Source organism: Mesorhizobium sp. WSM4815 (assembly GCF_055811575.1).
Genome location: NZ_JBVVQS010000089.1, coordinates 17,227 through 44,082, shown reverse-complemented (window position 1 = coordinate 44,082; position 26,856 = coordinate 17,227). Strand labels below are relative to the sequence as shown.

The 26,856-nt window shown below is 61.9% G+C and carries 26 protein-coding genes and 1 pseudogene; 26 read left to right on the top strand and 1 reads right to left on the bottom strand.

Annotated features, from left to right (window positions below; translation table 11 throughout):
- Positions 1-95: 95 nt before the first annotated feature.
- The 13 genes and pseudogenes from AC0L2B_RS11900 to AC0L2B_RS11840 all read left to right on the top strand — a co-directional run bounded on the left by AC0L2B_RS11900 (position 96) and on the right by AC0L2B_RS11840 (position 11,783).
- Entirely contained in the window at positions 96-1,355 is a 1,260-nt protein-coding gene (locus tag AC0L2B_RS11900) for a glycosyltransferase family 9 protein (RefSeq protein WP_473512874.1), read from the top strand.
- Between the two features lie 318 nt (positions 1,356-1,673).
- Positions 1,674-2,645: pseudogene (locus AC0L2B_RS11895) on the top strand (cation:dicarboxylate symporter family transporter); the annotation flags it as partial.
- Between the two features lie 20 nt (positions 2,646-2,665).
- Positions 2,666-2,860 carry a hypothetical protein gene (locus tag AC0L2B_RS11890; protein ID WP_473512873.1) on the top strand — a complete coding sequence of 65 codons (195 nt, stop codon included), beginning with the start codon at positions 2,666-2,668 and terminating at the stop codon, positions 2,858-2,860.
- 122 nt (positions 2,861-2,982) lie between these two features.
- Positions 2,983-3,699 (top strand): DsbA family protein, encoded by a 717-nt coding sequence (locus AC0L2B_RS11885; protein WP_473745479.1) that lies wholly within the window; start codon positions 2,983-2,985, stop codon positions 3,697-3,699.
- A 398-nt stretch (positions 3,700-4,097) separates the two neighbouring features.
- A complete protein-coding gene (locus AC0L2B_RS11880; RefSeq protein WP_473512872.1) occupies positions 4,098-5,084 on the top strand; it encodes an ArdC family protein in 987 nt (328 codons plus the stop codon).
- A gap of 145 nt (positions 5,085-5,229) precedes the next feature.
- Complete coding sequence (locus tag AC0L2B_RS11875) at positions 5,230-5,622, top strand: DUF2958 domain-containing protein (protein ID WP_473512871.1); 393 nt, start codon at positions 5,230-5,232, stop codon at positions 5,620-5,622.
- A gap of 444 nt (positions 5,623-6,066) precedes the next feature.
- Positions 6,067-6,201 (top strand): hypothetical protein, encoded by a 135-nt coding sequence (locus AC0L2B_RS11870; protein ID WP_473745477.1) that lies wholly within the window; start codon positions 6,067-6,069, stop codon positions 6,199-6,201.
- A gap of 534 nt (positions 6,202-6,735) precedes the next feature.
- Positions 6,736-7,059: a DUF736 domain-containing protein gene (locus AC0L2B_RS11865; protein ID WP_065010508.1), complete on the top strand. Its 324-nt coding sequence runs from the start codon at positions 6,736-6,738 to the stop codon at positions 7,057-7,059.
- 179 nt (positions 7,060-7,238) lie between these two features.
- Positions 7,239-7,508 (top strand): helix-turn-helix transcriptional regulator, encoded by a 270-nt coding sequence (locus tag AC0L2B_RS11860; RefSeq protein WP_473512868.1) that lies wholly within the window; start codon positions 7,239-7,241, stop codon positions 7,506-7,508.
- Positions 7,505-8,053, top strand: coding sequence for a conjugative transfer signal peptidase TraF (traF, locus tag AC0L2B_RS11855; RefSeq protein WP_473512867.1), 549 nt, complete (start codon positions 7,505-7,507; stop codon positions 8,051-8,053). The genes AC0L2B_RS11860 and traF overlap by 4 nt, the downstream gene beginning before the upstream one ends.
- Entirely contained in the window at positions 8,041-8,727 is a 687-nt protein-coding gene (locus AC0L2B_RS11850) for a lytic transglycosylase domain-containing protein (protein WP_473512865.1), read from the top strand. The genes traF and AC0L2B_RS11850 overlap by 13 nt, the downstream gene beginning before the upstream one ends.
- Before the next feature lie 211 nt (positions 8,728-8,938).
- Positions 8,939-10,909, top strand: coding sequence for a relaxase/mobilization nuclease RlxS (rlxS, locus tag AC0L2B_RS11845; RefSeq protein ID WP_473512863.1), 1,971 nt, complete (start codon positions 8,939-8,941; stop codon positions 10,907-10,909).
- Between the two features lie 574 nt (positions 10,910-11,483).
- Entirely contained in the window at positions 11,484-11,783 is a 300-nt protein-coding gene (locus tag AC0L2B_RS11840) for a hypothetical protein (protein WP_473512862.1), read from the top strand.
- 430 nt (positions 11,784-12,213) lie between these two features.
- Here AC0L2B_RS11840 and AC0L2B_RS11835 read toward each other — a convergent pair whose 3' ends face one another.
- Positions 12,214-12,435: a hypothetical protein gene (locus AC0L2B_RS11835; protein ID WP_065010489.1), complete on the bottom strand. Its 222-nt coding sequence runs from the start codon at positions 12,433-12,435 to the stop codon at positions 12,214-12,216.
- A 326-nt stretch (positions 12,436-12,761) separates the two neighbouring features.
- On the opposite strand from AC0L2B_RS11835, the gene glmS reads away from it, so the two are divergent.
- The 13 genes from glmS (at position 12,762) to AC0L2B_RS11770 (ending at position 26,728) form a co-directional block, all read left to right on the top strand.
- Positions 12,762-14,585: a glutamine--fructose-6-phosphate transaminase (isomerizing) gene (gene glmS, locus AC0L2B_RS11830; RefSeq protein WP_473512860.1), complete on the top strand. Its 1,824-nt coding sequence runs from the start codon at positions 12,762-12,764 to the stop codon at positions 14,583-14,585.
- 246 nt (positions 14,586-14,831) lie between these two features.
- Positions 14,832-16,862: a conjugal transfer protein TraG gene (locus AC0L2B_RS11825; protein WP_473512859.1), complete on the top strand. Its 2,031-nt coding sequence runs from the start codon at positions 14,832-14,834 to the stop codon at positions 16,860-16,862.
- 120 nt (positions 16,863-16,982) lie between these two features.
- The gene (locus AC0L2B_RS11820) at positions 16,983-17,396 is read left to right on the top strand and encodes a CopG family transcriptional regulator (protein ID WP_065010491.1); all 414 of its coding nucleotides are present in this window, start codon (positions 16,983-16,985) and stop codon (positions 17,394-17,396) included.
- Positions 17,393-18,361 (top strand): P-type conjugative transfer ATPase TrbB, encoded by a 969-nt coding sequence (gene trbB, locus AC0L2B_RS11815; RefSeq protein WP_473512857.1) that lies wholly within the window; start codon positions 17,393-17,395, stop codon positions 18,359-18,361. Before AC0L2B_RS11820 ends, trbB begins: the two co-directional genes overlap by 4 nt.
- Positions 18,362-18,372: 11 nt before the next feature.
- Positions 18,373-18,681: a TrbC/VirB2 family type IV secretion system protein gene (locus AC0L2B_RS11810; RefSeq protein ID WP_008871922.1), complete on the top strand. Its 309-nt coding sequence runs from the start codon at positions 18,373-18,375 to the stop codon at positions 18,679-18,681.
- On the top strand, positions 18,681-18,953 hold the full coding sequence (locus AC0L2B_RS11805; RefSeq protein ID WP_008871923.1) for a VirB3 family type IV secretion system protein: 273 nt from the start codon (positions 18,681-18,683) through the stop codon (positions 18,951-18,953). Before AC0L2B_RS11810 ends, AC0L2B_RS11805 begins: the two co-directional genes overlap by 1 nt.
- Entirely contained in the window at positions 18,947-21,397 is a 2,451-nt protein-coding gene (gene trbE / locus AC0L2B_RS11800; protein WP_473745476.1) for a conjugal transfer protein TrbE, read from the top strand. Before AC0L2B_RS11805 ends, trbE begins: the two co-directional genes overlap by 7 nt.
- Positions 21,394-22,119, top strand: a complete 726-nt coding sequence (gene trbJ / locus AC0L2B_RS11795; RefSeq protein WP_473512854.1) for a P-type conjugative transfer protein TrbJ — start codon at positions 21,394-21,396, stop codon at positions 22,117-22,119. The genes trbE and trbJ overlap by 4 nt, the downstream gene beginning before the upstream one ends.
- Positions 22,120-22,148: 29 nt before the next feature.
- Positions 22,149-23,471, top strand: coding sequence for a P-type conjugative transfer protein TrbL (gene trbL, locus AC0L2B_RS11790; protein ID WP_473745475.1), 1,323 nt, complete (start codon positions 22,149-22,151; stop codon positions 23,469-23,471).
- A complete protein-coding gene (trbF, locus tag AC0L2B_RS11785) occupies positions 23,472-24,203 on the top strand; it encodes a conjugal transfer protein TrbF (RefSeq protein WP_473512850.1) in 732 nt (243 codons plus the stop codon).
- Positions 24,193-25,215: a P-type conjugative transfer protein TrbG gene (gene trbG / locus AC0L2B_RS11780; protein WP_473512848.1), complete on the top strand. Its 1,023-nt coding sequence runs from the start codon at positions 24,193-24,195 to the stop codon at positions 25,213-25,215. The genes trbF and trbG overlap by 11 nt, the downstream gene beginning before the upstream one ends.
- 13 nt (positions 25,216-25,228) lie before the next feature.
- Positions 25,229-26,443: a TraB/TrbI/VirB10 family type IV secretion system protein gene (locus AC0L2B_RS11775; protein ID WP_473512846.1), complete on the top strand. Its 1,215-nt coding sequence runs from the start codon at positions 25,229-25,231 to the stop codon at positions 26,441-26,443.
- Between the two features lie 12 nt (positions 26,444-26,455).
- Positions 26,456-26,728 carry a DUF2274 domain-containing protein gene (locus AC0L2B_RS11770; protein ID WP_473479515.1) on the top strand — a complete coding sequence of 91 codons (273 nt, stop codon included), beginning with the start codon at positions 26,456-26,458 and terminating at the stop codon, positions 26,726-26,728.
- Positions 26,729-26,856: the final 128 nt, after the last annotated feature.

The following is a 26,856-nucleotide window of genomic DNA, read 5'->3' as shown; positions in this document are numbered from 1 at the left end:
CGCGTTAATTTGTTAACGCGGATCAGATTGGAAGAATCCAACCTACACACACATAACTTGGCTAGCAATGTTGTACGTATAACCTCGGAATGGCAATGGGATACTTTACAAAGCGCGACGCCAATCAAATTATATACCGCAGTTGGGAAGAGTCGGAACAGCCAAGCGCCAAGATGAGAATTTTGGCGCTTAAGCTTGATCGTGTCGGGGACTTTTGGATGTCTCTAGCGCCCCTGATGGACCTGCGTCAGCGCTTTGCCGATGCCCACATTACGCTGGTGGTCGGAAGCTGGAACATCGACACTGCAAAACAGTTCGACCTCGCCGACGATTACGTTGCTTTTGACTTCTTTCCTCGCAACCCGAAGGTCGATACCCGCAAGAAAGCGGCCGACATACGGCCGCTGCTGACCGGCGAGTTTGATCTCGCCATTGATATGCGTGTCCCGGATGAGACAAGGCCCATTTTGCTCGAAATCCCCGCCAGGCATCGTGCGGCGATAGTTGATCCTTACGGAATGCATCAGATCGATATTGCGATAGCGCCATTCGATCTGAAATTGCGCAGAACCATCTTCTACAAGCTGGCTCAAAAAATAGGGATCGCCGACAAATTCCCTCGCACATGGCTTGATTGGTTCGTTGACCGTAAGCAGGTACGTCTCCAGCATGTGTCGGAAATCCTCCTGTTTCTGGTCGCAAAGGCAGCGGCCTGTTTCGACGCAGAAAGTGAAGCGGGCCGCCGACAGAGTTCGGCAGAAGGCAAGTCCCCGATCGTCGTGGCTCCGTTTTCGAATTCCAGCCTTCGCGATTGGCCGATCGAAAACTTTGGCAAACTTGTCGCTGCTCTTTCTACCCGCGGTGAGGTGGTTCTCGTCGGCCGTGGCGAAAGCCGGGAAGCGCTTGAGGAGGTCGCGATGACAGCTCGCGACCGTGGAGCCGCGGAGATTCGAACGGCTGTCGACTTGTCAGAATTGGAATTCAATCATCTCATGAATTCGGCCGCGCTCGTGGTGTCGAACAATTCAGGCACTGGGCATGTCGCTGCCCAGCTTGGCCGCCCTACTGTCGGCATTTTCACCGCGTCACATCTACCGGAAATTTGGGGTTTCCGTGGTCCCCTGGTCAGCATGCTTATGAGCGTTATTGAATGTCGCGGATGTGGTCTGGACAAAGTGCGGCGCTGTCCGGTCAAAGTCCGCTGCAAGTTCGACATCACGCCCGATCTGGTGATTGCCGAGGTAGACGCCTTGATGAATTATTGTAAGAGGCGGGACAAACTTATTGTGGCTCGCGGGCGGTGCGGCCAGAACGACGATCGCGCGCGAAGAGGCAGCTCAGGGCCCATGCCGTAACCCGGCCGGTCGATTACTCCATCTGTGGAGCGCCAGACTATACGGATCGCGGTAGCGATCCCCTGTCGACGGCGGTGTTTGATATCCGCAAGCTCAGCCGACTGGGCGATGGCTTGGACATAGCCATAGCCAGATGTCGACCATCTAGATCCCGATCGCAGCCACCAAGTTAAACAGGTTGCCTCTGCGCGTTATCGCGCCGCCGCTGCTTGGCACGGCGCTTGCGCCCGAGATGGCAGCAGCGTTCGATCGGAGCGCCGCCAGTGAGAGGCCTTGAAGCGAGGAAGAGCCCGCCCCGATCCGGCAGGGAGAGAAACGGTGTTAGCTCCACAAGTCCACAGCGCGAACGCCGGGCCTCGTAAGCCCCATATTGCGCGGCTTTACGTTCAGGTGCTTGCCGCCGTCGCCCTCGGCGTCGCTGTTGGCTTTTTCTATCCGGGGAGCGGAGAGGCTCTGAAGCCGCTCGGCGATGCTTTCATCAAGCTCGTGAAGATCATCATCGCGCCTGTCATCTTCCTGACAATTGCAACCGGCATCGGCGGCATGAACGATCTCAAGAAGGTCGGCCGGGTCGCCGGCAAGGCAATGATCTATTTCCTCACCTTCTCGAGCCTCGCATTGATTGTCGGTCTCATTGTCGCAAATGTCGTTCAGCCAGGTGCCGGCCTCAACATCGATCCAGCCTCGCTCGATGCTCAGGCCGTGAAGGGCTATGCGGCGAAGATCCACGAGCAGTTCGTGACCGGCTTGCTGATGCCGTCAATCGTTGGTGCCTTCGCCGAAGGCGACATCATGCAGGTCCTGTTCTTCTCGGTGCTGTTCGGCATCGCTCTGGCGATGGTCGGCGACACGGGCAAGCCTGTGCTTTCTTTGCTTCAGGCGCTCCTCGCGCCGGTGTTCAAGCTGGTCGGCATTCTGATGAGGGCCGCGCCCGTCGAAGGGGCGAGCGCCAGGCGTTCGGTCGTGGGCCTCGGCATCCCGGCCGCATATTCATTCAATCTGCACGGCACCAATATCCACCTGACGCTGGTCCCCCTCTTCCTCGCCCAGGCGACGAACACGGATATGTCGATCGGCGGTCGGATCCTGCTGCTGTTCGTCGCCTTGCTCTCTTCGAAGGGAACAACTCGCATTACCGGTGCGGGCCTCCTCACGTTGGCCGCGGCGCTCTTTGTCGTTCCGACCGCCCCAGCTGTCGGCGTGACGCTTATTCTTCGCGTCGACCACTTTGTGTCGGAGTGCCGTGTGCTGACCATTTTTCTCGGCAACGCAGTGGGAAGGTTCGTGTTGCCCGAAGCAGGGCGAGCCGGATGATGGACGATTGGCAAAGGCTCTCGCGAGCGGGTCCTTCGGCGCTCGGGCGTTCGTTGAAGGGCAGATCGCCCGGCGTGATGACCGGTGGTCTCGGCTGGCAACTCGCGAACGCCGCTCAGCTATTGCAGTCAGCCCATTGGAGCGAAGCCGTCATAAAGCAACCGCCAGATGGCGCCGGCATCGAATTGTGAGCCCCCCCCGCGACTGCCGATACTGCGGGAACTGCCGGGCACGCGATCCAAAGCGACGACCAACTTTCACGCCAAAAGGCCAGCCGTTGCTGCCCCGTTAACGGCTGATTGGAGCCCGACCCATGTCAAAGCAAAACGCCGTCCTTGTCGCCGTAATCGGTTTTTTAGTCCTCGCCCTGTCCGTGCTGGGAACGCTAAGGCGACAGCCAGATAGGTTGACGACCTGCAACGGCTCGGAGATGAACGCCTTGCTCGCGGCGGACTTGAGGATACTCATTCCGCAGCATCGCGACGCACTCCTCAACGACCTCGCCTCGCCAGTCGCCGGCAATCCGCAGGGCGACGTCCCCCTGGCCTCATTCCTCGACTACAACTGCCCGCTGTGCAAGGAAATGGACCTCATTCTCCAGCAAGCCCTCAAGCATGATCCCAATCTGAGGATTGTGCGTAAACAGCTCCCGGTCCTGGGACCTGCTTCCGAATTCGCCGCGCGTGCGGCGCTCGCCTCCCACAAACAGGGAAAATTTGAGGCGTTTAATCGCGCCCTTTTTGCTTTTCCCGGCTTGGTGAACCAAAGAACTACCCTAGTCATTGCGGCACGTGTCGGCCTCGATGTTGAGCAGCTCAAGCGGGATATGGAAGGCCCGGCCATCACCGAAGCCATCGCACGCGATCGCGCGCTCGCGAACGAGCTGTACATCACCGGCACGCCGGCGTTGGTGGTCGGCGACGAAGTGATAGCCGGGGTGGTAGAGACGGCCGGGCTGCGAAGCTGCATCGCCGATGTGCGCGCAAACGCCAAGGTTCAGTCTTCCACAGCTGCAAAATGGGCATTTTGACCGCATCAACTGCTCTCGGGACCAGAGTCCTGAGCGCCCGCGCGCCTGAAGGCGCGCGCCGGGTGCTCGTGCACCGAGCCCGCTTTTCTTCGACAGGCTCAGGCGGTCTCGGCCATCCGGCTTCGCCCCCTGACGCCGGCAGCCTGTCGGCTGCTGACGGTCGCCGGCCAGCTGGCCGGCGTCGATTTTGTGGTGGCCTTCCCCGGTGGCACGGGGTGGGCGGCACTCCCTTCTAGGCCAGCCGCGGCATCCCGCAACCCTCCGCTTGCCGCTCCGGGTCCTCCTCTTCGTTCCGGTCCTTCGGATGCGGTCCGCCTTCTACGGCGGGCCTTTCCGGTCGCTTTCGCCGCCCACCCCGCTTCCGGGGAGGGCGCGATTGGCGAATGGAGGACCAGACAATGCGTGCAAACAACAAGCGTTCCGGCAGCCGAGGGGCTGGCGCGGGCAAGGGCGGGCGCTCAGGCGCCAGCCTCTATCAGGAGATCACAGATCGCATCGTTGCCGAACTGGAGCGCGGCACCGTGCCATGGGTCAAGCCCTGGGGCAGGGCAAAGGCAGGCCTTGGCCTGCCCAGGAATGCAGCCACCCAGCGCCGCTATTCCGGCATCAATATCCTGATCCTGTGGGGCGCCGTCCTCGAGCGCGCATACCCCAGCCAGAACTGGCTCACCTTCCAGCAGGCGCTTGCCCTTGGCGGCAATGTCAGGAAGGGCGAGCGCGGCACGACCATCGTTCACGCTGACCGATTTATTCCCAAGGACGAAAAGGAACGCGCCAAGGCCGATGGCGACGAACCGCAGGCTGTGCCTTTTTTGAAGCGCTTTACCGTCTTCAATGTCGCGCAGTGCGATAATCTGCCCGACGATCTCCATGCCGCCGCCGAGCCGCTGCCGGCGCGCGAAATCGTCCCGCAGGCCGAGCAACTTATTCGCAGAAGCCGTGCGGATTTCCGTATCGGTGGCGATCGCGCTTTCTACATGCCCGGAAGCGACACCATCCAGGTGCCGCCCCAGCCGGCTTTCTTCCACCAGATCGACTACTACCGGACCTGCTTTCACGAGCTTGGCCACTGGACCGGCCACCCGACGCGACTCGCGCGCGACCTGTCAGGCTCATTCGGCTCCAGAACCTATGCGCGCGAGGAACTGGTCGCCGAAATCGCAGCGGCTTTCGTCTGCAGCAGTCTCGGCATTGAGCCGACGGTGCGCCACGCCGACTATATCGGCTCATGGCTGAAGGTGCTGCGCGAGGACAATCGCGCCATCTTCCGCGCCGCCAGCCACGCCTCGAAAGCCGCCGATTTCCTGCTCGGCCTTAAGACCGACGTCGAAGGTGAGGCGCATGCCGAGATCAAAAGTGAGGCGAATGCCGAGATCGCCGCGTGAGCACGCTCCATCGCCATGCGCGACCGCCTTGCGCTTCTGAGGGCGCGCCGATGCGCGCCCGCGCGCGGCGCACCAGCCGCTCGTATCCGCCTGTTTCAAAAAGCCGCAACTCAGTCAGCCCGAACCGTCTTGAAGGAATTCCGCAATGATCCTGATCACCGATGAACTGCGCGCCCGGCTCCTCGCCAACGGCGCTGCCGACACCGAAACCGACCACGCACCGGTCGTGAAACTGTTCGATCCGGCCGGTCCTGCGATCTGGCTCCTGACCGAACTCGATGTGGACGGCGACACGCTGTTCGGCCTTTGCGACCTCGGCTTCGGCTTCCCTGAACTCGGCAGCGTCAGCCTTGCCGAACTCGAATCCATCAAGGGTCCGCTCGGACTGGGCATCGAGCGCGACCTTTATTTCATAGCGCGTTGTCCGCTGTCCGTTTATGCGGAGGCCGCGCGCAGCGCCGGCCAGATCACCGAAGCCGAGCGGCTTCTGAGGCAGGCAGCGGAAGCACTTGCCAAATCCCATTCCGAGCGCCGCTAGGCGCGGCGGAGCCAGAGCGCCGCTAGGCGCAAACCCGTCCCCGCCGCATCGGTCTTCGGTCTCTCCGGCGGGGACAATCGCACCCCAAACGAAGGAGAAAGACACGAAGCTTGCCCATATTCGCTCGACCGACTGAATATTTCCGCCCTCAACATGCGCCACGGAAAACGCACGCCCGACCTGTCCGACATTCTGCCGTCCGTCCGCGCGCGGCGTCCGCGCGCGGCGTCCTCGTGCCGCTTCTGGTGCGGCCCAACGGCTCGCCGGAAAGCTTCGAGATCGTCGCCGGACGGCGCGCTATTTCGCCTCGAAATCGCTCGCCGACGGGCGAGGTAAAGCCAATCCCTTGCCCTGCGCCATCATGGAGGCTGGCGAGGACGCCGATGCTCTCGAAGCCTCGTTGATCGAGAACGTCGCCCGCCTCGACTCCGACGAAGCGTCGCAATGGGAGACGTTCTCACGGCTGATCAGAGAGGCGTGCGCTTGGGGCTGCTCGACCATCCGAGCGCAGCACTTCGCCCGATGGTGGCGCATGCGATAGCCGGTTCCGGCCTGTGGCAGGTTCGCCGCGAACCGTAGCGCGCTTGCAGCGAGATCATGGCCGCAAGCCTCGCCGGAAGCAGGGCGGAAGCTGCGTTCGCCGCCTGCATGTTCGAGCTTCCTTTGCCCCGCATCGCGCACCAAGATCCAGGCCGGCAAACTCCTGATCCCCATGGATCGGTCCGCCCGCCCGATGCCTGATCTGCGCCCAACCTGCGGTCACGATCTCGATCGGCGTGGGCACCTGATCAGCCGCAGGCCTTGTAAATTCCCGCCCCTCCTGCCTGGCTGTAGCGACCGCGTTTCCCACGATCTCCTGCTCTCTTCAAGGACCATTCCCCTGCGGCTGGCTTGTGACCTATGGGCGGATCCGGCCGCCCGAAACCCTCGCCGATCAGCTTTTTTCCCCGCCGCCTGCGGCGGCTTCCTCGCGCCGCTTCGCTTCAAAAAAGCTGCCCGCTCAGGTCCTCCGCTATCGCTTCGGCCCTGTCGGGTTCAGGCGGTCCGGACGCGCCCATTACGGTCCGCCATCGCAGGGGATGGTCCCCGGCGACAGCAAAAGGAGACTTCGAAATGACCGCGATCGGTTACGTCAACAAGCAGGAAAACGGCGGCTACAAGGGCCAGCTCAAGACGCTCAGCGTCCGCGCCGACATCGACATCGTCCCCAACCAGGCCAAGAGCGCCGACAACCATCCCGACTTCCGGGTGCTGACGCAAGGGGTCGAAGTTGGCGCCGGCTGGATCCGCACCGGCGAAACCTCCGGCAAGGACTATGTGAGCCTGTCGATTGCGGCGCCGGAGTTCGGACCGCGCAAGCTCTACGCCAATCTCGGCCGCGCCGCCGGCCAGGACGATGACGACACCTACGCCATCATCTGGAACCCGGCCGACTGATCGGCCGACCCGAGCCTCGCGCCCCAGCCGGCGCGGGGCTCATCATTCCCAGGCGCTCTAGCCAAACCCGTCCGCCCGAAAAGGCGGCGAAAACTCTCCCCGGACTCTTCGCCCGTCCCGGAGGCGATCTCGCTCGCCCATCCTCGCCCTCGCTTGTCCGAAGCGAAACGAGGATCACCATGGACGACGAAAACGAACGCGCGGCCCGCGCCAAAAAGGGCAGTCCCTTTCTCAGCACAGCCCAAGCAGCCTTCTATATCGGGCTCTCCCAGCGCACCCTGGAAAAGATGCGGCTCACGGGCGGCGGCCCGAAATTCCGCAAGCACGGCCGCTATGTCCGCTACCACATCGACGAACTCGACGGATGGTCGAAAGGACACCCGCAGTACGCCCGTAACGCGGGTGGTGAGGCCGGTTCCGGCCAAGCCGGCCAGGGAGGCCGAGCATGAGCCGGCGCCCTTCCATCCGTCTGATCGGCAGCGGCCTGCCGCGCCTCCAGGCACGCAAAACCATCGCCGCTGCCGTGATTGGACTGACCCTGATCGGCTTCGCCGGCACCGTCAAACCAAGGCCCTGGCTGGTCTGGAACGCCTCGGCCAGCGCGCCCGTCGGCCTCTATCGCCTCGGGCTTGCAGCACCGGCTCGGGGCGATCTGGTGCTCGTCCGCCCGCCAGAATCGCTCGCCGAACTCGCCGCCGAACGCGGCTATCTGCCCCGCAACGTGCCGCTGGTAAAACGTCTTGCGGCGCTGCCGGGCGACGAAGTCTGCACCTTCAATGACGCGGTCATCATCGACGGCGAGATCGTTGCGCGACGGCTGGCGAAGGATACCAGAGGCCGCCCGCTGCCACGGTGGAACGGGTGCCGGACACTCGCCGACAACGAAATCTTCCTGCTCGGCAGCGACGATATTCGGTCATTCGACAGCCGCTATTTCGGGCCGGTGCCGCGCGCAAATGTCATCGGGAGGCTCGTGCCGCTATGGACCGAGTGACCCTGCTGATGTTCGGCATAATCGCCTTTGCGCCATGCGCCTGTTCCGCCTCGACCGGCGCTGAGCCGGTCGCCATCTCCCAAAATCCGCAGCTTCAAAGGTGGCAGGAGTTCACAGACGAAGCAAGCAGACGCTTCCGTATTCCTCAGGCCTGGATTTACGCCGTCATGCATGCCGAAAGCGGCGGCAAGACCACGCTCGACGGCCTCCCAATTACCTCACGCGCGGGCGCAATGGGCCTCATGCAGGTGATGCCGGAAACGTATGAGGACATGCGTGCCGAATACGGTCTGGGAGCCGATCCGCACGATCCGCGTGACAATATTCTCGCCGGAACCGCCTATCTCAGCGCCATGTTTGACCGCTTCGGATTCCCCGGCCTGTTTGCCGCCTACAACGCAGGACCCGAGCGCTACGAAGAGCATTTGAAGCGTGGGAAGCCGCTGCCCAAGGAGACCGTTGCCTATCTCAAACAGCTCAGGAGGACGGGGATTTCGGCGGACGACATTGATGAATTCGAAGGGGACTCCAAGGCGCCAGACAGCCAAAACGCTCCCTCCGGCCGCTCGCTCTTCTTCCTTCGTCACGGCGTTCGCGCCGGCGAAGCGAAAGGCGATCTCTTTGTGCCGCTGCGCGTCAATCGCGCTCGGACGAACGAGCCGAATGGCGGGTGACTCGGCGAGCGGGGGCGCGGTTTTGCGGGGCGGGAAAGAGCAGGTGCGGAAGCCGGAAGGGGAAGGGCGGCGTAAGGCAAGATAAAGGCAGTGCCTCCAGGAGGCGGCGAAGTCTTTGTCTGCACATCGTTTTTCCCGGAGGCTGCTGGCAGAGCCGGGAGTGTGGGACACGCAAGTAACTGACTCTGCTTGAAATTTCTGGGAGGCCACGATGCAGGATGACGAATTCAGGCCGAAGCTCGGCAGAATAGGTTCGCGCGGCTCGAAGGCAGGCAAACGCTTCGCCAGCCAGGTCCGGGCGGCGATTAACAGAGCCGGCGGCCGACCGCAGGGCGGCGGCCGCTTTAACGGCAGCCGGGCAGGGCGCGGCGGAGCGGCCGCCGCGCTGCTGAAATCACGCGACAGGTATGCTGCCTTCCGGCAGCGGCGGGTGGTGGTCAAGGCGCGCGTCGTCAAGCTGGCCGGCAAAGGCCAGGGTGGGGCGCGTGCGCATCTGCGCTACATCCAACGCGACGGCGTTACCCGGGAAGGCGCGCCTGGCGAGCTCTACAGCGCCGACAGTGATCGCGTCGACAGCAAGGCCTTCCTTGATCGTGCCGATGGCGATCGGCATCAATTCCGCTTCATCGTCGCACCCGAAGACGGCATCCAGTATGACGACCTGAAGCCACTCACGCGCCGGCTCATGGCGCAGATGGAGGAGGATCTCGGCACGAAGCTCGACTGGGTTGCCGTCGATCATTTCAACACCGGCCACCCGCACACCCATCTCATCGTCCGTGGCAAGGACGACCGCGGCGAGAACCTCGTCATTGCGCGGGAATATATCTCAAGCGGAATCCGCGAACGGACCGCCGAGCTGGTCAGCCTCGATCTCGGTCCACGAACCGATCGCGAGATCGAGCACCGCCTGCGCCAGGAAATGGAGCAGGAGCGCTTCACCAGCATCGACCGGCAGCTGCTCAGCATGCGCGACAGCGATGGACTGGTTTCTCCGGTCGGCCGCGACGCCTTTCGACAGACCCTGCACCAGGGCCGCCTGCGCAAACTCGGACGGATGGGTCTGGCCGAGGAGATCAGCTCCGGCCGCTGGCGCCTCGACGATGAGCTCGAAGCGACACTGCAGCGCATCGGCGAGCGCGGTGACATAATCAAGACGATGCACCGAGACATTGCGGATAGAGGACTATCCCGAAGTGCAGCCGACTGTGTGATCCACGATCAATCCGGGCAGCTCGCGCAACCTTTCGTTGGCCGCCTTGTGGCGCGCGGGCTTGCCGACGAGATCAACGACCGCCACTACCTCATTGTGGATGGGGTGGACGGGAAAAGCCACTACATCGATGTCGGCAAAGGCGAGGCCACCGAACCGACGCCCGACGGCTGCATCGTCCGTGTCACGCCGAGAAACACCGGGCCGAGGCAGGTTGACCGCACCGTCGCCGAGATCGCTGCCGTCCACGGCGGGCGCTACAATGTTGATATCCACCTGAAGCATGATCCGTCTGCCAGCGAACGCTTCGCCGAAACCCATGTGCGTCGTCTGGAAGCCATTCGCCGCGAAACCGGCACTGTCAGGCGCGAAGCCGACGGCACATGGATTATCGCGCCGAACCATCTCGACCAAGTCGCCGACTACGAGCGCAAGCGAGCCATGGCTGTGCCTGTTGTCGTCGACAAGCTCTCATCAATGCCGCTTGATCAGCAAATCGGATTCGACGGTGCCACCTGGATCGACCGGGAAATGGTTTCCGATTCACCGGAGGCCCTGCGCAACTCCGGCTTTGGCCGTGACGTGCGGGAGGCGCAAGCCCGCAGGCGGCAATGGCTGATTGCTCAGGGTCTCGCGCATGAAGAGCAGGACCGCACCGTCTATCGCGCCAACATGATTTCGATCCTCCGCCAGCGTGAACTGAACCGTGTTGCCGGTCAGCTCTCGGAAGAGCTCGGTCTGTCCTATGCTGAAGTGCGACCCGGAGACCGGGTACAAGGCACTCTCCGCCGCTCAGTTGAGCTCGCCAGCGGCAAATACGCCCTTATCGAGAAATCGCGCGAGTTTGTCCTCGTCCCGTGGCGGCCGGTGCTCGAGCGGCATGTCGGCAAAGAGATTTCTGGCATAGTGCAGCGAGACGGTATCTCCTGGAACATCGGTCGGCAAAGGAGTGGGCCTAGCGTTTCATAACTTGTGTGGCAGCCATGCGTGAGTGCGGTGTGCCTTGGATGGCCCGGCAAGAGTTCGACCAAGGCGCTCCGATAGCGTGAGTGCCACCAGCTCTGGTAGGTCTATCGGACCAAGGACAGCGCGCCCCGTGGCCAATTGCGATCCCATTCTAACCAAGATGCTCGGGCTCGCGCCAGATCGCCGTTAAGCTTGCCGGAGCTCGCGCAAAGGTCGAGGACATTTACTGAACCAGCTCGACAAAAAACAAGGGATCGAGCTCCTCCCAGCTGCTGTCGCTGTGGATGCCCTTCCACATGGCATGAGGTTAAGGGCATTCCGAGCAACGAGTCCGCCTCCGCTTCAATGGCTCGCGAACGATCTGACGAGGTCGAGCAGTTTGGCCATGCGCTTCGAGCATCAGAGTATCGCCGCTTTCCAAGCTGATCGGTGGACGAGGTGAACCGCTCTTATGCTCGGAAAAGGCGAGGCTCGTCGCACCGATAGGGTGTAACGATGTCGACATCGGCGATAAACGTTACGAGCATCGTCGGCTGTAGGCGAGCATCATGCACCCGTCCCAACTCGGGAGGGAGCCATGAGCAGCCCCAACACCTCGAAAATTGGCCTTGCCTACTCAAAAGACCGCGACCGTGCGCAGCCGATTCATAACCCAGCAACGGCACATAAAAACGAACTGCTGCTGCGCATGTCTCCGGCCGACCCGCAATTGCTCAGCCCACACCTTCACCGCAGCTACCTGCCATTGAGAACCCAACTCGAAACGGCAAACGCCCCTATAGAGGCTGTCTACTTCTTTGAGATGGGGATCGGCCCGGTGGTGGCGAAACTCCGGCCGGAGCTCGACGCCGAAGTTGTCGTAGTCCGGTTTTTGTAGCACATCAGCTGTCCGCTTTGGGTTGACGGCGAAGCCCGGATGAAAGCGGAAGAACACCCGGGGCCGCTTGCTGGTTCAGTTGACTGCCGCGGCAGGCTCCTGCGCATGTGCTTGTCGCTGCCCTTGCGTCGTTTCCGGTGAAGCGCCGACCTCGTGTCGAGACGCAGTCAAGGTTGGCCGCCGCGCTGCCGCGGGCGCTGCGACGCTTCCAGGCCACGCCTTGAGGGGCGTTGAGCCGCCGGCCGGGATGTCAGCGTGCCGATGGAAGTCAGGGTCGTTGCCACGCGCTGTTTGGCATTGTCCAGAACTGATGAGTTTGGCGCAAGTTCCAGACGGCCGACAGTGCGCGTGAGCAATCATGCAGGAGTTTGCCAAGGCGGCCAGCAAGGCAGTCGAACAGGCAAAGGGAAGGTCCGGGTGACTGCATCCCTCAGCGGAGATGACGAGTAGCCCGCCGCTTCGATCTGATGAGTTCAAGCAGCTCAGCCTCATCCGCGTCAGCCTCTTCTTCCAACGTGACCAAAATATCCAGGGCGAGATTGTCCGCCTCCAACGATGAGCGGGCGATATGCTCGTCACTGCATATCTGGTCGAATACCCGTTGGCATAGATCGAGATCGGCAGGGTATAGACCGGCCCGTTTGAACGGCATTTTGAACACCCCTAAGCATTGTAGCAGTCAATGGTTCTAAGGGCCGTTAACTGGGCGAGTCAACAGCATGTAAAAAGCGGACATTGCGATGATCGTTACGCCTCAGCCGACTACGGAAACTCGTCCCAACTGGCGGTTGGTGGACGCAAGCCGGCACCGCGCGTACCGTTTCTCGCTGGTCAACACGTCCTCTTCTATCCACTGGCTGGATGGCAGCCATCCCAACAATCGATTTTACCTGTTTTACCGAATTCTACTAGGAGGCTCAGCGCCGGGCGGTGCCCTTCGGGTCGGCTGAGGCTACCGGGAAGAATTCGGAGACGATCATGTGCGGGATTGTTGGCATCGTTGGGCATCAGCCGGTGTCTGATCGGTTGGTCGACGCTTTGAAGCGTCTCGAATATCGAGGATATGACTCAGCCGGCGTTGCCACCATCACCGAGGGCTCGTTGCACTGCCGGCGCGCCAAGGGCAAGCTCATCAATCTCGAGACGAGGTTGAAGGAAGAGCCGCTGAGTGGCACCATCGGCATCGCACACACGCGCTGGGCAACGCATGGGGCACCGACTGAGCGCAACGCGCACCCGCACTTTACGGACGGTGTGGCCGTCGTTCACAACGGCATTATCGAGAATTTCGCCGAGTTGAAGGACGAACTGGTGGCGGCGGGCGCCGAGTTCCAGACCGACACCGACACCGAGGTCGTCGTGCATCTCTTGGCAAGACACCGCCGGGAGGGCATGGGACGGGGTGAGGCAATGCACGCCATGCTGAAGCGCGTCAGGGGCGCCTACGCGCTTGCCATTCTCTTCGAGGATGATCCGTCGACCATCATGGCGGCGCGCAATGGACCACCGCTGGCGATCGGTCACGGCGACGGCGAGATGTTCCTGGGCTCCGACGCCATGGCGCTAGCTCCCTTCACAAATGCAATCACATATCTCGTCGACGGCGACTGGGCCGTTATCGGCAAGGCAGGCGCCGATATCTTCGATTTCGATGGCCATCCCGTCGAACGTCCGCGCCAGACTTCCACGGCCGGGGCATACCTGACCAATAAGGGCAACCGTCGCCACTTCATGGAGAAGGAAATTTACGAGCAGCCCGAGGTCATCGCCCGTGCGCTCGGACATTACATCAACTTCGAAGGGAATCGCGTCGATACGGTTTCGAGCATAGATTTCTCCAGCATCCCGAGCCTGGCGATCTCGGCTTGCGGCACCGCCTATCTGGCCGGACTGATCGCAAAATACTGGTTCGAGCGCTATGCGCGCCTGCCGGTCGAAATCGACGTTGCGTCCGAATTCCGCTACCGGGAGATCCCGTTGCCGCCTGAATCGGCGGCTCTTTTCATTTCGCAATCCGGCGAAACCGCCGATACGCTCGCGTCCCTGAGGTACTGCAAGGGGCGTGGGCTGAAAACCGGCGCTGTCGTCAATTCCCGCGAATCGACCATCGCTCGGGAGGCCGACGCGATCTTCCCGATCCTTGCCGGCCCGGAGATCGGCGTCGCCTCCACCAAGGCTTTCACGTGCCAGCTTGCGGTTCTGGCAACACTCGCCATCGGCGCTGCCAAGGACCGTGGAACGCTAACTGAATATGAGGTGAAGGCGCTCGTCGGGAGCCTTGCCGAAATGCCGGGCGTCATGGGCCGGGTACTGAACAGCATCCAGCCAGATATCGAGCTCCTGTCGCGCGAACTGTCAAAGTGTCATGGTGTCCTGTATATTGGCCGCGGCACCAGTTTCCCACTGGCGATGGAAGGTGCGCTGAAGCTCAAGGAGATTTCCTACATCCATGCGGAGGGCTATGCGGCTGGCGAATTGAAGCATGGTCCGATCGCATTGGTAGACGAGAATATGCCAGTGATCGTCATCGCGCCACATGATCGTTTTTTCAACAAGACCGTCTCCAATATGGAGGAAGCGGCCGCCCGTGGAGGGCGGATTATCCTCATCACCGATGAAAATGGGGCCGCTGCGTCGAAACTCGACACGATGCATACGATCGTGCTGCCGGCCGTCGACGAGATTATCGCGCCGATGATCTTCTCGCTGCCGATACAGCTTCTTGCCTATCATACGGCGGTCTCCATGGGCAAAGATGTCGACCAGCCGCGCAATCTCGCAAAATCGGTCACCGTCGAATGATGTGACGCGCTCATAGGTGGCATGCGTACATCGGAAATACACTTCAAAGCGTCACCGGCATTTGGATGTCGACGAGAGGCAGATCAGGTCTGCGGCCAAGTGGGCATATTTGCTCCACCGAAAGTTTCCAGTCTGAGCGATCCAGCCCATTCCCTCATCGCACCTGGTCGTGCGTAGTGTGCATTTCAGTTCACATCGCGCCGCGCGATGCTTGGCCCCGCATGTCCAGAACTGCGGAGAAAGCCAATGACGCCTACGAAGTTGCTGATTGGGCAGATCGCCGTCGTGTTCGCAATCGTGATACTCGGCGTATGGGCGGCCACGCAGTGGTGCGCCCACATGCTCGGCCATCAACCGCCACTCGGCGCGCCATGGTTAGTCGCGGCTGGCTGGCAGATCTACAAGCCGTGGAAACTGTTCGAATGGTGGTTCCACTTCGACGCTTATGCGCCCGAGGTCTTCGATAAGGCCGGTGCGCTTGCCGGCGCCAGTGGGTTGCTGGGCTGTGCCGCCGCGATCGCCGGCTCGCTCTGGCGCGCGCGACAGCTCGGGTCGGTCACCACATATGGCTCGTCAAGGTGGGCCGCGACTCACGAGATCGAGACGGCAGGGCTGTTTCGGCCGGCCGGCGTTTTCCTAGGCAAGCTGAAGGATCGTTATCTGCGCCATGACGGGCCCGAGCACGTCATGGCCTTTGCCCCAACACGATCAGGCAAGGGCATCGGACTGGTTGTTCCAACTCTTCTGTCCTGGACCGGCTCGGCCGTCATTCACGATATCAAAGGCGAGAACTGGCAGTTGACCTCCGGCTGGCGCTCGAAGTTCTCCTACTGTCTTCTGTTCAATCCGACCGATCCGAGGTCGGCGCGCTATAACCCGCTGCTGGAGGTACGAAAAGGTCCAGACGAGGTCCGCGACGTCCAGAACATCGCCGACATCCTGGTAGATCCGGAAGGCGCGCTGGACCGGCGGAACCACTGGGAGAAAACCAGTCACTCACTCTTGGTCGGCGCCATTTTGCACGTGCTTTACGCCGAAGAGGAAAAGACGCTCGCTCGCGTCGCCACCTTCCTGTCCGACCCGCAACGCTCGTTTGCCGCGACACTACGGCGGATGATGACGACCAACCATCTCGGCGCGGCGGATAAACCCCAGGTCCATCCTGTCGTGGCCTCGGCAGCTCGCGAGGTGTTGAACAAGTCGGAGAACGAGCGTTCAGGCGTTCTTTCGACCGCCATGTCGTTCCTCGGCCTCTATCGCGATCCTACGGTGGCGGCAGCGACATCAGCCTGCGACTGGCGCATTGCCGACCTCCTGGATGCTGAGCGACCGATGTCACTCTATCTGGTCGTGCCGCCATCGGACATCTCGCGCACGAAGCCGCTGGTGCGACTTGTGCTCAATCAGATCGGCAGGCGTCTGACGGAGCGGCTGGAGGGGGATCCTAAGAAGAGCAGGAACCATCAACTGCTCATGATGCTGGACGAATTCCCGGCGCTCGGTCGCCTTGATTTCTTCGAAACCGCGCTCGCCTTCATGGCCGGCTATGGCATCCGTGCATATCTGATCGCGCAATCCTTGAACCAGATCTCCAAGGCGTATGGGGACAACAATGCCATTCTCGACAACTGCCATGTGCGGATTGCCTTTTCCTCCAATGACGAGCGCACGGCCAAACGCATTTCGGACGCGCTCGGCACGGCGACGGAGCTGAGGTCCATGCGCAACTATGCCGGCCATCGCTTGGCCCCCTGGCTGTCGCACGTGATGGTTAGCCGCCAGGAGACCGCCCGCCCACTATTGACACCGGGCGAGGTGATGCAGTTGCCGCAAGCCGATGAACTGGTGTTGGTTTCAGGGCTGCCGCCGATCCGGGCGACGAAGCTGCGCTACTACCAGGATCGAAATTTCACCGAGCGCGTGCTTTCTGCGCCGGTATTGCGCGACGGCGCTTACGCGGATCGGCCAGTACCGCGCCCGGACTGTTGGATCGGGCAGGTGCGGAGCGTTGACCGCCGTCTGGCTGGCGGCGGCGGAAGCGCGGGCGAGGCAATTGAAGATGAAGGAGGTGTCCAGCAACAGCGACATCCGGGTCTGCCTGAAGAGCATACAGCCGTCACTCTGGAGCCCGACCGGGACGACCTGCTCAAGCCCGCGGACGATGATAGCGAGGCAGTTGCCGACAGGCGCGTGATGGACCGAATTTCCACTGCCGCACGCGCCTATGGCATCAACGAGGGAACGGGCGACAACAAGGACATCGTGCCCGGCTTCTGAAAGAAGCTGCCGAAGGCAGAGCGCAAATCAGCGTAGATAACGGCCATAAGCAATTTCGAGGAAGTCGCCGATGCTCGTTCCCGCCCGCGCAACAGCGCTGGGACAGTTGGAACGAGCCACATGAGCCCTCAGCGCATTCGTCATCAGTTTCTGCTCGAACCCGACCTGAGCAAGAAACTGGACGACCTCAACCGCGATCCATCGACGACCAAATCAGCGATCGTGGCGAAGGCAGTCGAGGCCTTTATCGAGCGGCGTGGCGAGAACGAGCTCGACCGGCGCTACGGCGTAAGGCTCGACCGTCTTTCTCGTGACCTCGGTCATCTCAGACGCGACGTCGAGATGATCCTAGAGAGCCTGGCGCTCTTCATTCGCTTTTCCATCACGCTTCATGCTCACACGCCAGTCCCGGACAGGGCGACGCAGGCGATAGCCCAGGAGCGCTTCGACAAATTCGTCGAGCAAGTGGGCCGCCAGATCGCCTCCGGCAAACGGTCGCTTGGTACGGATAATGGCGGGGGAGGGGAAGGATGACTTCTCATCCGGAGGTCGACCATCGCCATCGTGCCATGTTGCGCACCGCCATGGGCCCGGCAATCGCTGAGGCCCTTGCCGATTCATCTGTTGTCGAGGTGATGGTCAATCCCGACGGTGCGCTGCGGCTCGACCGGCTGGGAGAAGGTCGGGTCGGTACCGGCGTGCATATGCACCCATCCGAGGCGGAACGCATCGTTCGCCTGGTCGCTTCCCATGTGCGTGCCGAGGCGCATGCGGGTAGTCCGATCGTCAGCGCCGAACTGCCCTCGGGCGAGCGCTTCGAGGGGCTGTTGCCGCCAGTCGTTCTGGCGCCATGCTTCGCCATCCGCAAACCGGCCGCAAAACTCTACACGTTGGCCAACTATGTCGCCGACCAAATCATGCTGCCGCTGCAGGCCGATGCGCTGAGGAAGGCCGTGCGCGAGCGGCGCAACATATTGGTCGCAGGCGGCACGTCGTCGGGTAAAACCACGCTCGCCAATGCGCTGCTGGCCGAAGTCGCGGAATGCGACGAGCGGGTGATCTTGATCGAAGACACACGCGAGCTGCAGTGCGCTGCCAAGGACTGCGTTGCACTCAGGACAAGACGGGGCTCGGTGACGCTTGCCGATCTCGTTCGCTCGACGCTGCGGCTCAGGCCCGACCGCATCGTCGTCGGCGAAGTCCGGGGTGCGGAAGCCCTCGATATGCTGAAGGCATGGAACACTGGCCACCCCGGCGGCATCGCAACGGTTCACGCCAATTCGGCGCGCTCCGCCCTCTACCGGATCGAGCAACTCGCGCAGGAAGCCGTCGTCACTGTACCACGCCGTCTGATCGCCGATGCCATCGATCTGATTGTCTTCATCGCCGGGCGCGGATCCTCGCGCCGCATTGACGCCATCGCCCAGGTCACCGGTCTCGACGGCAGCGGCGATTACGCCGTCACCCAACTGACGCTCCCGCAACTTCAGCAGTTTTGAAAGGCCAATTCATGTGCAAGAAGCTTCGCTTTCTTTCGTCCACCGCGCTCGTGCTTGTTCTCACGGTCTCAGCCCGCGCAGCAGGCTCCGGCATGCCTTGGGAACAGCCGCTGCAGCAGATCCTGGAGTCTGTACAGGGACCGGTCGCCAAGATTATCGCCGTGATCATCATCATCACCACGGGCTTAACCCTTGCCTTCGGTGACACCGCAGGCGGTTTCCGCCGGCTGATCCAGATCGTCTTCGGGCTGTCGATCGCATTCGCGGCATCGAGCTTCTTTCTCTCCTTCTTCTCCTTTGGCGGCGGAGCACTCGTCTGATGGTCGCTGGAGAGCAGCATATTGAAGGCTTCGCGGTTCCCGTTCACCGGGCATTGACCGAAGCCATCCTGCTGGGCGGTGCACCGCGCGCGGTGGCGATCCTCAACGGCACGGTGGCCGCAGCTATCGGCCTCGGTTTGCAGCAGTGGATCGCTGGGCTGGTGCTGTGGATTGCCGGCCACACGCTGGCGGTCTTTGCCACAAGACGCGATCCAGACTTCGCCAGCGTGCTCGTTCGTCACCTTCGTCTGAAGGGATGGTTGGCATGCTGAACCTGTCAGAATACCGCAGCAAAGCCGACAAACTTGCCGACCATCTGCCCTGGGCAGCGCTCGTCGCGCCCAGCATCGTGCTCAATAAGGACGGCAGCTTTCAGCGGACCTTACGGTTCCGCGGGCCCGATCTCGAAAGCGCGACGGAAGCAGAACTTGTCGGCATCTGCGCCCGGGCAAACAACGCGTTGAGAAGGCTCGGTTCCGGCTGGGCATTGTTCTTCGAAGCCGAGCGCATAGAGGCGCTCGGCTATCCTAACTCAACCTTTCCCGACGCCGCGTCTTGGCTGGTCGATGAAGAACGACGCGCGGCCTTCGAGGGCAAGGTCGCGCATTACGAGAGCCGCTATCATCTGACTCTGCTGTTCATGCCGCCCCCGGACGCACGGGCGAGGGCTGAAAGCGCGCTCGTTGACGCACACCAATCTGGCGGCGGGAGAGACTGGCCCCAGGAGCTGGCGCGGTTTCGCGACGAGACCGACCGGGTCCTCGATCTTTTGTCCGGCTTCATGCCCGAGGTGCGCGTGCTCGACGATGCCGAGACCCTGACTTACCTGCACGGCACAATCTCGACCCGCCGCCATCCACTCGCTGTCCCGGAAACGCCGATGTATCTCGACGGCATCCTGGTCGACGCGCCGCTTACCGGCGGCTTGGAGCCGATGCTCGGCGAACACCATCTTCGCACCCTTACCGTCCTCGGATTCCCGAATCTCACCCGGCCCGGAATTCTCGACGCGTTGAATCATCAAGATTTCGCCTATCGCTGGGTGACGCGCTTCATCCCGCTCGACAAGACGGAAGCCACGAAGACGCTGACACGGTTGCGCCGCCAGTGGTTTGCCAAGCGCAAGTCGATCGCGGCCATCCTGCGCGAGGTCGTGACCAACGAACCTGTCCCGCTGGTCGACAGCGATGCCGACAACAAGGCGCTCGATGCCGACGCAGCCCTTCAGGCGTTGGGCGGCGACCATGTCGGCTTCGGTTATCTCACCACAACGGTGACAGTGTGGGATGAGGACCATCAAGCCGCCGCGGAGAAACTTCGCGCGGTCGAGCGCATCATCAATGGGCTCGGCTTCACCACCATCCGCGAAAGCGTCAATGCGGTCGAGGCGTGGCTCGGCTCGCTGCCTGGTCATATCTATGCCAATGTTCGCCAGCCGCTCGTTCACACATTGAACCTTGCGCATCTCATGCCGTTGTCGTCGGTCTGGGCAGGTCCTACGGCGAACGAGCATCTCGCCAAGGTCACCCAGCGAGAGGCCTCGCCACTTCTGTTCGCAGAGACCAACGGGTCGACACCATTCCGGCTATCCACCCATGTCGACGATGTCGGCCACATGCTGATTGTTGGCCCGACCGGCGCCGGCAAATCGGTGCTGCTTGCCCTGACTGCACTGCAGTTCCGGCGCTATGCCGGCGCGCAGGTCTATGTCTTCGACAAAGGCAATTCAACGCGCGCGGCAGTCCTTGCCACGGGTGGAGAACACCACGCGCTGGGTGCTGACGGTGCGCTCGCCTTCCAGCCCCTGCGCAATATCCGCGACCAGGCTGCCCGCAGTTGGGCAGCCGAGTGGATTGCCGGCCTCATTGCCCATGAGAATGTCACCGTCACGCCGGAGGTGAAGGAGGCAATCTGGTCGGCACTCACCAGCCTTGCCACCGCGCCGGCGCAGGAACGCACGCTGACCGGCCTTTCGGTCCTGCTTCAGTCCAACAGGCTGAAGTCCGCGTTGATGCCCTACACACTCGACGGTCCTTTCGGCCGCCTGCTCGACGCCGATGATGATCGGCTGGCCTTATCGAATGTGCAGTGTTTCGAGACGGAAGAGCTGATGCAGAGCCAAGGCGCTGTGCTGCCTGTGCTCACTTACCTGTTCCATCGTCTTGAAGAGCGGTTCGATGGACGGCCGACGCTGCTGATGCTCGACGAGGCTTGGCTCTATCTCGACAATCCGCTCTTCGCCGCCCGTATCCGCGAATGGCTGAAGGTGCTCCGAAAGCGGAATGTTTCGGTGATCTTCGCTACGCAATCGCTGGCTGATATCGCGGGCTCTTCAATCGCGCCGGCGATCGTCGAGAGCTGCCCCCAGCGCATTTTCCTTCCCAATGATCGTGCTGTGGAACCGCACGCGCGGGCAGCCTACGAGCGCTTCGGCTTGAACGAGCGGCAGATCGAATTGATCGCCCGCGCCACGCCGAAGCGCCACTACTATCTTCAGTCACGTAGCGGAAACCGTCTCTTCGAGCTCGGGCTTGGCCCCATCACTCTTGCGCTTTGCGGCGCTTCCGATCCGGCGACGCAGACCCTGATCGACAAAATCCAGTCCGAAAACGGGCAAGACAGCTTTGCCTCCCGCTTTCTGAGCGCGCGCGGGCTCGATTGGGCTGCCGAGCTTCTCCAGCAATTCCCTCAACCAGACATGGAGCAATCCTCATGATTGGACGCCGTCTTTTCACCAGCCTGATCACCGTTTCCCTGATCGCCAAGCCAATGGCCGACTATGTGCAGCCGGCCTACGCCCTTATCGTGTTCGATCCATCCAATTATGCGCAGAACGTGCTGACGGCGGCGCGCGCGCTGGAGCAGATCAACAACCAGATCCAGTCGCTGCAGAACCAGGCAACCATGCTGCAGAACATGGCGCGCAATCTTCAGCGTCTGGATTTCTCTTCCGTGGGCCAACTCACCGGTTCGCTCCATCGCATTGACGGTTTGATGGACCAGGCGAGTGGCCTCAGCTTTGATCTGGGCAAGCTTCAAAACCAGTGGCGCAGCCAATATCCAGAAAGCTACGAGGCCACGATCAAGGTCAGCGATGTGGCAACCGCTGCGCGCGAGCGCTGGCAGAGCGCCATGCAGGCGTTCCGCCAGACCATGCGGGTCCAGTCGCAGATCGTCGAGAACGTCCGCGCCGACGGCGACCTGCTTGCCGATCTCGTCAACCGCAGCCAAGGGGCAGCCGGTGCGCTTCAGGCAAGCCAGGCCACCAACCAGCTGATCGCGCTTTCAACCAAGCAGCAGATGCAGATCCAAACGCTGCTCGCGACTCAGTTTCGAGCTGAGGCCGAGGATGCCGCGCGCAAGGCGCAGTCCGAGGAAGCCGCCCGCGAGACGACCAAGCGCTTCCTGGGTACCGGCTCGGCCTATCCCGGCAATTGATCACCAACTCTGACGAGGAAGGCGGCGGCATGAACGACCTTGGCGTCATCGATCGCTTCATGGAGACGTTCATCCGCTATATTGACAGCGGGTTCGGTCTGCTTTCGGGCGACGTCGCCTTCCTCACCACCATCCTGATCGGCATCGACATCACGCTGGCCGGGCTGGCCTGGGCGCTCGGCGATGAGCCCAACATTCTCGGCCGGCTTACCCGCAAGGTGCTCTTTGTCGGCGTCTTCGCCTTCATCTTGAACAATTTTAAGAACCTCGCCGACATCATCTATCGCTCCTTTGCCGGGCTCGGCATCAACGCGTCCTCCGGCAATCTCTCCCCAGACAATCTCCTGCGCCCGGGCCGCATCGCCGCGACCGGTTTCGAAGGCGCTTGGCCGCTGCTTGATCAGGCAAGTCAGCTGCTCGGCTTTCCAGAAATCTTCGGCAACGCGCTCACCATCTTCGTGCTGCTCATGGCCTGGTTCCTGGTCATCATCGCATTCTTCATCCTTTCCATTCAGCTGTTCATCACAATCCTTGAGTTCAAGCTCACCACGCTTGCCGGCTTTGTTCTGGTTCCCTTCGCACCCTGGAATCGATCGGCGTTTCTGGCCGAGCGCGTGCTCGGCAATGTCATCTCTTCAGGCATCAAGGTGATGGTACTTGCCGTCATCGTCGGCATCGGCTCCACCCTCTTCGGCGAGTTTGCTTCCGCGCTGCAAGGCAAGGAGCCGGACCTGGCCGCCGCCATGTCACAGGTGCTGGGCGCGCTGGCGCTGCTTGGGCTCGGCATCTTTGGGCCCGGCATCGCGTCGGGTCTAGTGTCCGGCGCGCCGCAGCTTGGCGCGGGCGCCGCCCTTGGCACTACTGCGGCGGCAGCTGGTGCATCGCTCGTTGCCGGAGGCACGGCATTTACTGGCGCGCGCATGGCAACCGGCGGCAGTCTCGCCGCAATTCGGGCCGGCACAACGATGGGATCGGCTGCTTTAACGGCCTGGCAGATCGGGCGAGCAACCTCGCCCCACACCGGCCTGTCCGGTGTGGCTGCTGGATTGCGGGGCGTGACCAGTGCCGCCGGCGGCGCCGCGATGCGAGCAGCAAGAGCTGCCGCGGGAACGTTCGGGCGCAGCGCCGATGACGGCCGGGAAGCCGCACGGACCGCGACCGGTGGTGCGCCCACCGCGTCCATGACTGGAAACCCAACCGCTGCAGACCCTAATGCCGCTCCGACGTGGGCAAGGCGCTTGCGTTCCGAACAGACCGCCCGTGCCCACCGCCACGCCGCCATGCAGGCTGTCCGTGAAGGCGACAGCCAGGGAGGCAGCGCCAATCCATCTCTCAACGACAAGGACGACTAGATGCTGTTCAAGCGACCCGTTCAACGTTACGGCAAGACACCCGAACCGGTCACGCCGTATCAAAAGGCCGCCCAGCTATGGGACGAGCGCATCGGCTCATCTCGAGTACAGGCTAGGAACTGGCGGCTCATGGCCCTCGGCTGTCTGGCCTTGGCGACCGGGCTCTCTGGCGGACTCGTATGGCAGTCGATGCAGAGCCGTGTTGTGCCTTACGTCGTCGAGGTCGACCGCTTCGGCGAGGCACGCGCCGTCGCGCCGGCGATCCAAGGCTACGAGCCCTCCGACGCCCAGATAGCCTGGCACCTCGGCCGCTTCATCCAGAATGTCCGTTCCGTCTCCACTGATCCGGTGCTGGTGCGGCAGAACTGGCTGGCGGCTTACGACTTTGCCACCGACCGTGCGGCACTCTTCCTCAATGAGTACGCCAAGGCGAACGATCCCTTCGGTCAGATCGGAACGCGCAGCGTGTCCGTCCAGGTGACCAGTGTGGTCAGGGCTTCCGACAGCTCGTTCCAGGTTAAATGGACTGAGCAGGTCTTTGAGCGCGGCAGCCTTGCCAGCACCACGCGCTGGACCGCGATCCTCACCATCGTGATCCGCCCGCCAAGCAATACGGATCAGCTGCGCAACAATCCGCTCGGTGTCTTCATCAACGCCATCGACTGGTCGCGCGAGCTCGACAGTGCCGCACCGACATCCGTTTCCCCGAAGGAGCCCGCCGATGACAAATAGAGCCCAATCGTTCCGTGCCGCGCTGATCCTATCCGCATCGGCAGCAGTTCTCTCGGCCTGCGCATCAAAGCCGGTGCCGCCTGAGATTTCGTATGATGCTGCCGACTTCAAAGCAGCGGCAATCGAGAAGGCGCCAGAGACACCGGTCAAGATAGTCGAGGTGCCAAAGCCGTTGCCGCTCCCCGGCCAGTTGCAGCCAGAACCGGGCAAAATCGCCGACAAGCGCTCTCCTGAAGAACGCGTCGCAGACGCCAACAAGGCGGCGACGCAGCAACCCACCCGGTACGGCTACGTCAATGCGGTGCAGGTCTATCCCTTCACCGATGGCGCGCTTTATCAGCTCTATGCCGCGCCGGAGCGCGTCACCGATATCGCCCTACAGCCGGGCGAGAAACTGACAGCCGTGTCGGCCGGCGACACGGTGCGCTGGGTCATCGGCGATACCGTCAGCGGCACCGGTGACGACCAGCGCACCCATGTGCTGGTAAAGCCCTTCGCGCCGGGGCTTAGCACCAATCTGGTGATCACCACGGAACGACGCACCTACCATTTGGAGCTTCAAAGCACCGATAAGGCCGCTATGGCGGCGATCTCCTGGACATACAGCGAGGACCAGATCGTCGCGCTCCGCCAGCGCAACGCTCAGGCCGAGGCTACCATGCCGGTGGCGGCGAACGTGGCGCTCGAAAACATTCGCTTTCGCTACTCGATTAGGGGCGACACACCGCCCTGGAGACCGACGCGAGCCTTCGATGATGGCAGCAAGGTTTATATCGAGTTCCCGCGCCGCATAGACCAGGGAGATGCCCCGCCACTCTTCATCGTCGGCTCTGACGGGGACAACCAGCTCGTCAACTACCGCATGCGCGGCAACTACTACATTGTCGATCGGCTCTTCGCCGCGGCCGAACTACGCCTCGGCACCAAGCAGCAGCAAGTGGTGCGCATCACAAGGACGGACGGCCGTCAACCGCCGCGTCGCGTATCTCTCTTTGCGCGCTCCAGCAGGTGAGGAGAGGGGCCTTATGACCGACACTTCCCCATCCAATGCTCCGCCAAAACTCGATCCCGAGCAGCTGCAGTTACGGGCCTCGCCCCGCCGCGCCGTGCGGTTCAGGCGCGGCGTGATCGTCGCCATCGCTGCCGTCGGGTCCAGTGCCATCCTGGGCGTCACGATGATGGCGCTGCAGGGACCGGCGCTTCGCTTCAAAGAAAAGGCGGAATATCTCTACAACACTGACCGCAAGCCAACCCCTGAAGGACTTGAAACACTTCCCAAGGACTATTCCGGAGTGAAGCCGAACCCTCCTGTGCTTGGACCACCACTGCCGGGCGACCTCGGTCGCCCCATCCTTGAGCGGAGGCGCCAGCTCGGCATCGCGCCAGGGCAGGACAACTCCGCCGAGGAGCAGCGTGTTGCCCAGCAGGCGATTGAGGCGCGCGAATCACAAGTCTTCTTCCGCATTGAAAATCAACCCAAGGAGGCGGGCATCGGCGGTAATGCGAAAAGTGCCCAGCAGCCGTTCGGGGCGCCTCCGCAATCTGATGCAGCTCGGCCGTCAGATTCCGTTGCCCCGGCTGAGGGCGATCAGAACAATCAACAACGCAAGCTCGATTTTGTCAGCCAGCGCAACACCAGCGGGATCTACAACCCGCATGCATTGCAGACGCCAGCTTCTCCAAATCAGCTCATGGCTGGCAGCGTGATCGCCGCAAGTCTCATCACCGGCATAAATTCCGACTTGCCCGGGTTTGTCGTCGCGCAGGTCACCGAGAACGTGCACGATACGCTCACCGGCAGCATCCTGCTTATCCCGCAGGGCTCGCGGCTGATCGGGACCTATGACAGCGTCGTCGCTTTCGGGCAAAAACGGGCGCTTCTGGTTTGGCAGCGAATAATACTGCCAGACGGTTCTTCGATCGAAATCGACAATCTGCCGACGACAGACACTGCCGGCTATGCCGGGCTCGCGGACAAGATCGATTTCCACACCTGGCAGCTGATCAAGGGAGTCGCGCTGGCCACATTGCTGGGCGTCGGCACCGAGTTAAGTTTTGGAGAAAACGAAAGCGATCTGGTCAAAGCGATCCGGGAATCCACTCAGCAGAACGTCAGTCAAGCCGGCCAGCGCATCACCGAGAAGAACCTCAATGTTCAGCCCACCATCACCATCCGCCCAGGTTGGCCACTGCGCGTCATCGTGCACAAGGATCTGGTGCTACGGCCATACGCGAGTTGAGCGGGAGTGAATATGGCCAACTTGAAACTTGGAAAGCTTCCAGACCGAACACCTTCGAAGATTACCATCACCGTCAGCGCGGAGTTGGGCCAAGCACTCAAGGAGTATGCTGCCCTTTATCGTCAGGCCTATGGCGAGTCTGAAACGGTGGCAGAACTCATCCCTTTCATGCTGGCGGGGTTTCTGGAAGGCGACCGAGCGTTTGCCAAGGCCAGAAAAGAAGGTTTGCCGACGTCCAGCATGCCGGAGAAGTCGCGGCGTCTGGCACGCTCAGATTCCGAGTAACCGAGGCAATGAGTGAATCGCCCGCACACGAGCCTCGATGGGCTAACTCCGCTTGAATATGTAACCCGATCCGTCAAGGATCACACGTGAACAGGCTCACTCACAAATGGAGGCAAACAGGGGAGCAC

Bases quoted from the DNA above. Each gene is read 5' to 3' on its own strand.
- rlxS (WP_473512863.1), top strand. From the start codon at position 8,939: ATGCAGGATGACGAATTCAGGCCGAAGCTCGGCAGAATAGGTTCGCGC.
- trbE (WP_473745476.1), top strand. From the start codon at position 18,947: ATGCTGAACCTGTCAGAATACCGCAGCAAAGCCGACAAACTTGCCGAC.
- AC0L2B_RS11890 (WP_473512873.1), top strand. From the start codon at position 2,666: ATGATGGACGATTGGCAAAGGCTCTCGCGAGCGGGTCCTTCGGCGCTC.
- traF (WP_473512867.1), top strand. From the start codon at position 7,505: ATGAGCCGGCGCCCTTCCATCCGTCTGATCGGCAGCGGCCTGCCGCGC.
- trbF (WP_473512850.1), top strand. From the start codon at position 23,472: ATGCTGTTCAAGCGACCCGTTCAACGTTACGGCAAGACACCCGAACCG.
- AC0L2B_RS11775 (WP_473512846.1), top strand. From the start codon at position 25,229: ATGACCGACACTTCCCCATCCAATGCTCCGCCAAAACTCGATCCCGAG.
- AC0L2B_RS11820 (WP_065010491.1), top strand. From the start codon at position 16,983: ATGAGCCCTCAGCGCATTCGTCATCAGTTTCTGCTCGAACCCGACCTG.
- trbG (WP_473512848.1), top strand. From the start codon at position 24,193: ATGACAAATAGAGCCCAATCGTTCCGTGCCGCGCTGATCCTATCCGCA.
- trbL (WP_473745475.1), top strand. From the start codon at position 22,149: ATGAACGACCTTGGCGTCATCGATCGCTTCATGGAGACGTTCATCCGC.
- AC0L2B_RS11840 (WP_473512862.1), top strand. From the start codon at position 11,484: ATGAGCAGCCCCAACACCTCGAAAATTGGCCTTGCCTACTCAAAAGAC.
- AC0L2B_RS11900 (WP_473512874.1), top strand. From the start codon at position 96: ATGGGATACTTTACAAAGCGCGACGCCAATCAAATTATATACCGCAGT.
- trbJ (WP_473512854.1), top strand. From the start codon at position 21,394: ATGATTGGACGCCGTCTTTTCACCAGCCTGATCACCGTTTCCCTGATC.
- AC0L2B_RS11870 (WP_473745477.1), top strand. From the start codon at position 6,067: ATGGGAGACGTTCTCACGGCTGATCAGAGAGGCGTGCGCTTGGGGCTG.
- AC0L2B_RS11875 (WP_473512871.1), top strand. From the start codon at position 5,230: ATGATCCTGATCACCGATGAACTGCGCGCCCGGCTCCTCGCCAACGGC.
- AC0L2B_RS11805 (WP_008871923.1), top strand. From the start codon at position 18,681: ATGGTCGCTGGAGAGCAGCATATTGAAGGCTTCGCGGTTCCCGTTCAC.
- AC0L2B_RS11835 (WP_065010489.1), bottom strand. From the start codon at position 12,435: ATGCCGTTCAAACGGGCCGGTCTATACCCTGCCGATCTCGATCTATGC.
- AC0L2B_RS11885 (WP_473745479.1), top strand. From the start codon at position 2,983: ATGTCAAAGCAAAACGCCGTCCTTGTCGCCGTAATCGGTTTTTTAGTC.
- AC0L2B_RS11860 (WP_473512868.1), top strand. From the start codon at position 7,239: ATGGACGACGAAAACGAACGCGCGGCCCGCGCCAAAAAGGGCAGTCCC.
- glmS (WP_473512860.1), top strand. From the start codon at position 12,762: ATGTGCGGGATTGTTGGCATCGTTGGGCATCAGCCGGTGTCTGATCGG.
- AC0L2B_RS11880 (WP_473512872.1), top strand. From the start codon at position 4,098: ATGCGTGCAAACAACAAGCGTTCCGGCAGCCGAGGGGCTGGCGCGGGC.
- trbB (WP_473512857.1), top strand. From the start codon at position 17,393: ATGACTTCTCATCCGGAGGTCGACCATCGCCATCGTGCCATGTTGCGC.
- AC0L2B_RS11810 (WP_008871922.1), top strand. From the start codon at position 18,373: ATGTGCAAGAAGCTTCGCTTTCTTTCGTCCACCGCGCTCGTGCTTGTT.
- AC0L2B_RS11850 (WP_473512865.1), top strand. From the start codon at position 8,041: ATGGACCGAGTGACCCTGCTGATGTTCGGCATAATCGCCTTTGCGCCA.
- AC0L2B_RS11770 (WP_473479515.1), top strand. From the start codon at position 26,456: ATGGCCAACTTGAAACTTGGAAAGCTTCCAGACCGAACACCTTCGAAG.
- AC0L2B_RS11865 (WP_065010508.1), top strand. From the start codon at position 6,736: ATGACCGCGATCGGTTACGTCAACAAGCAGGAAAACGGCGGCTACAAG.
- AC0L2B_RS11825 (WP_473512859.1), top strand. From the start codon at position 14,832: ATGACGCCTACGAAGTTGCTGATTGGGCAGATCGCCGTCGTGTTCGCA.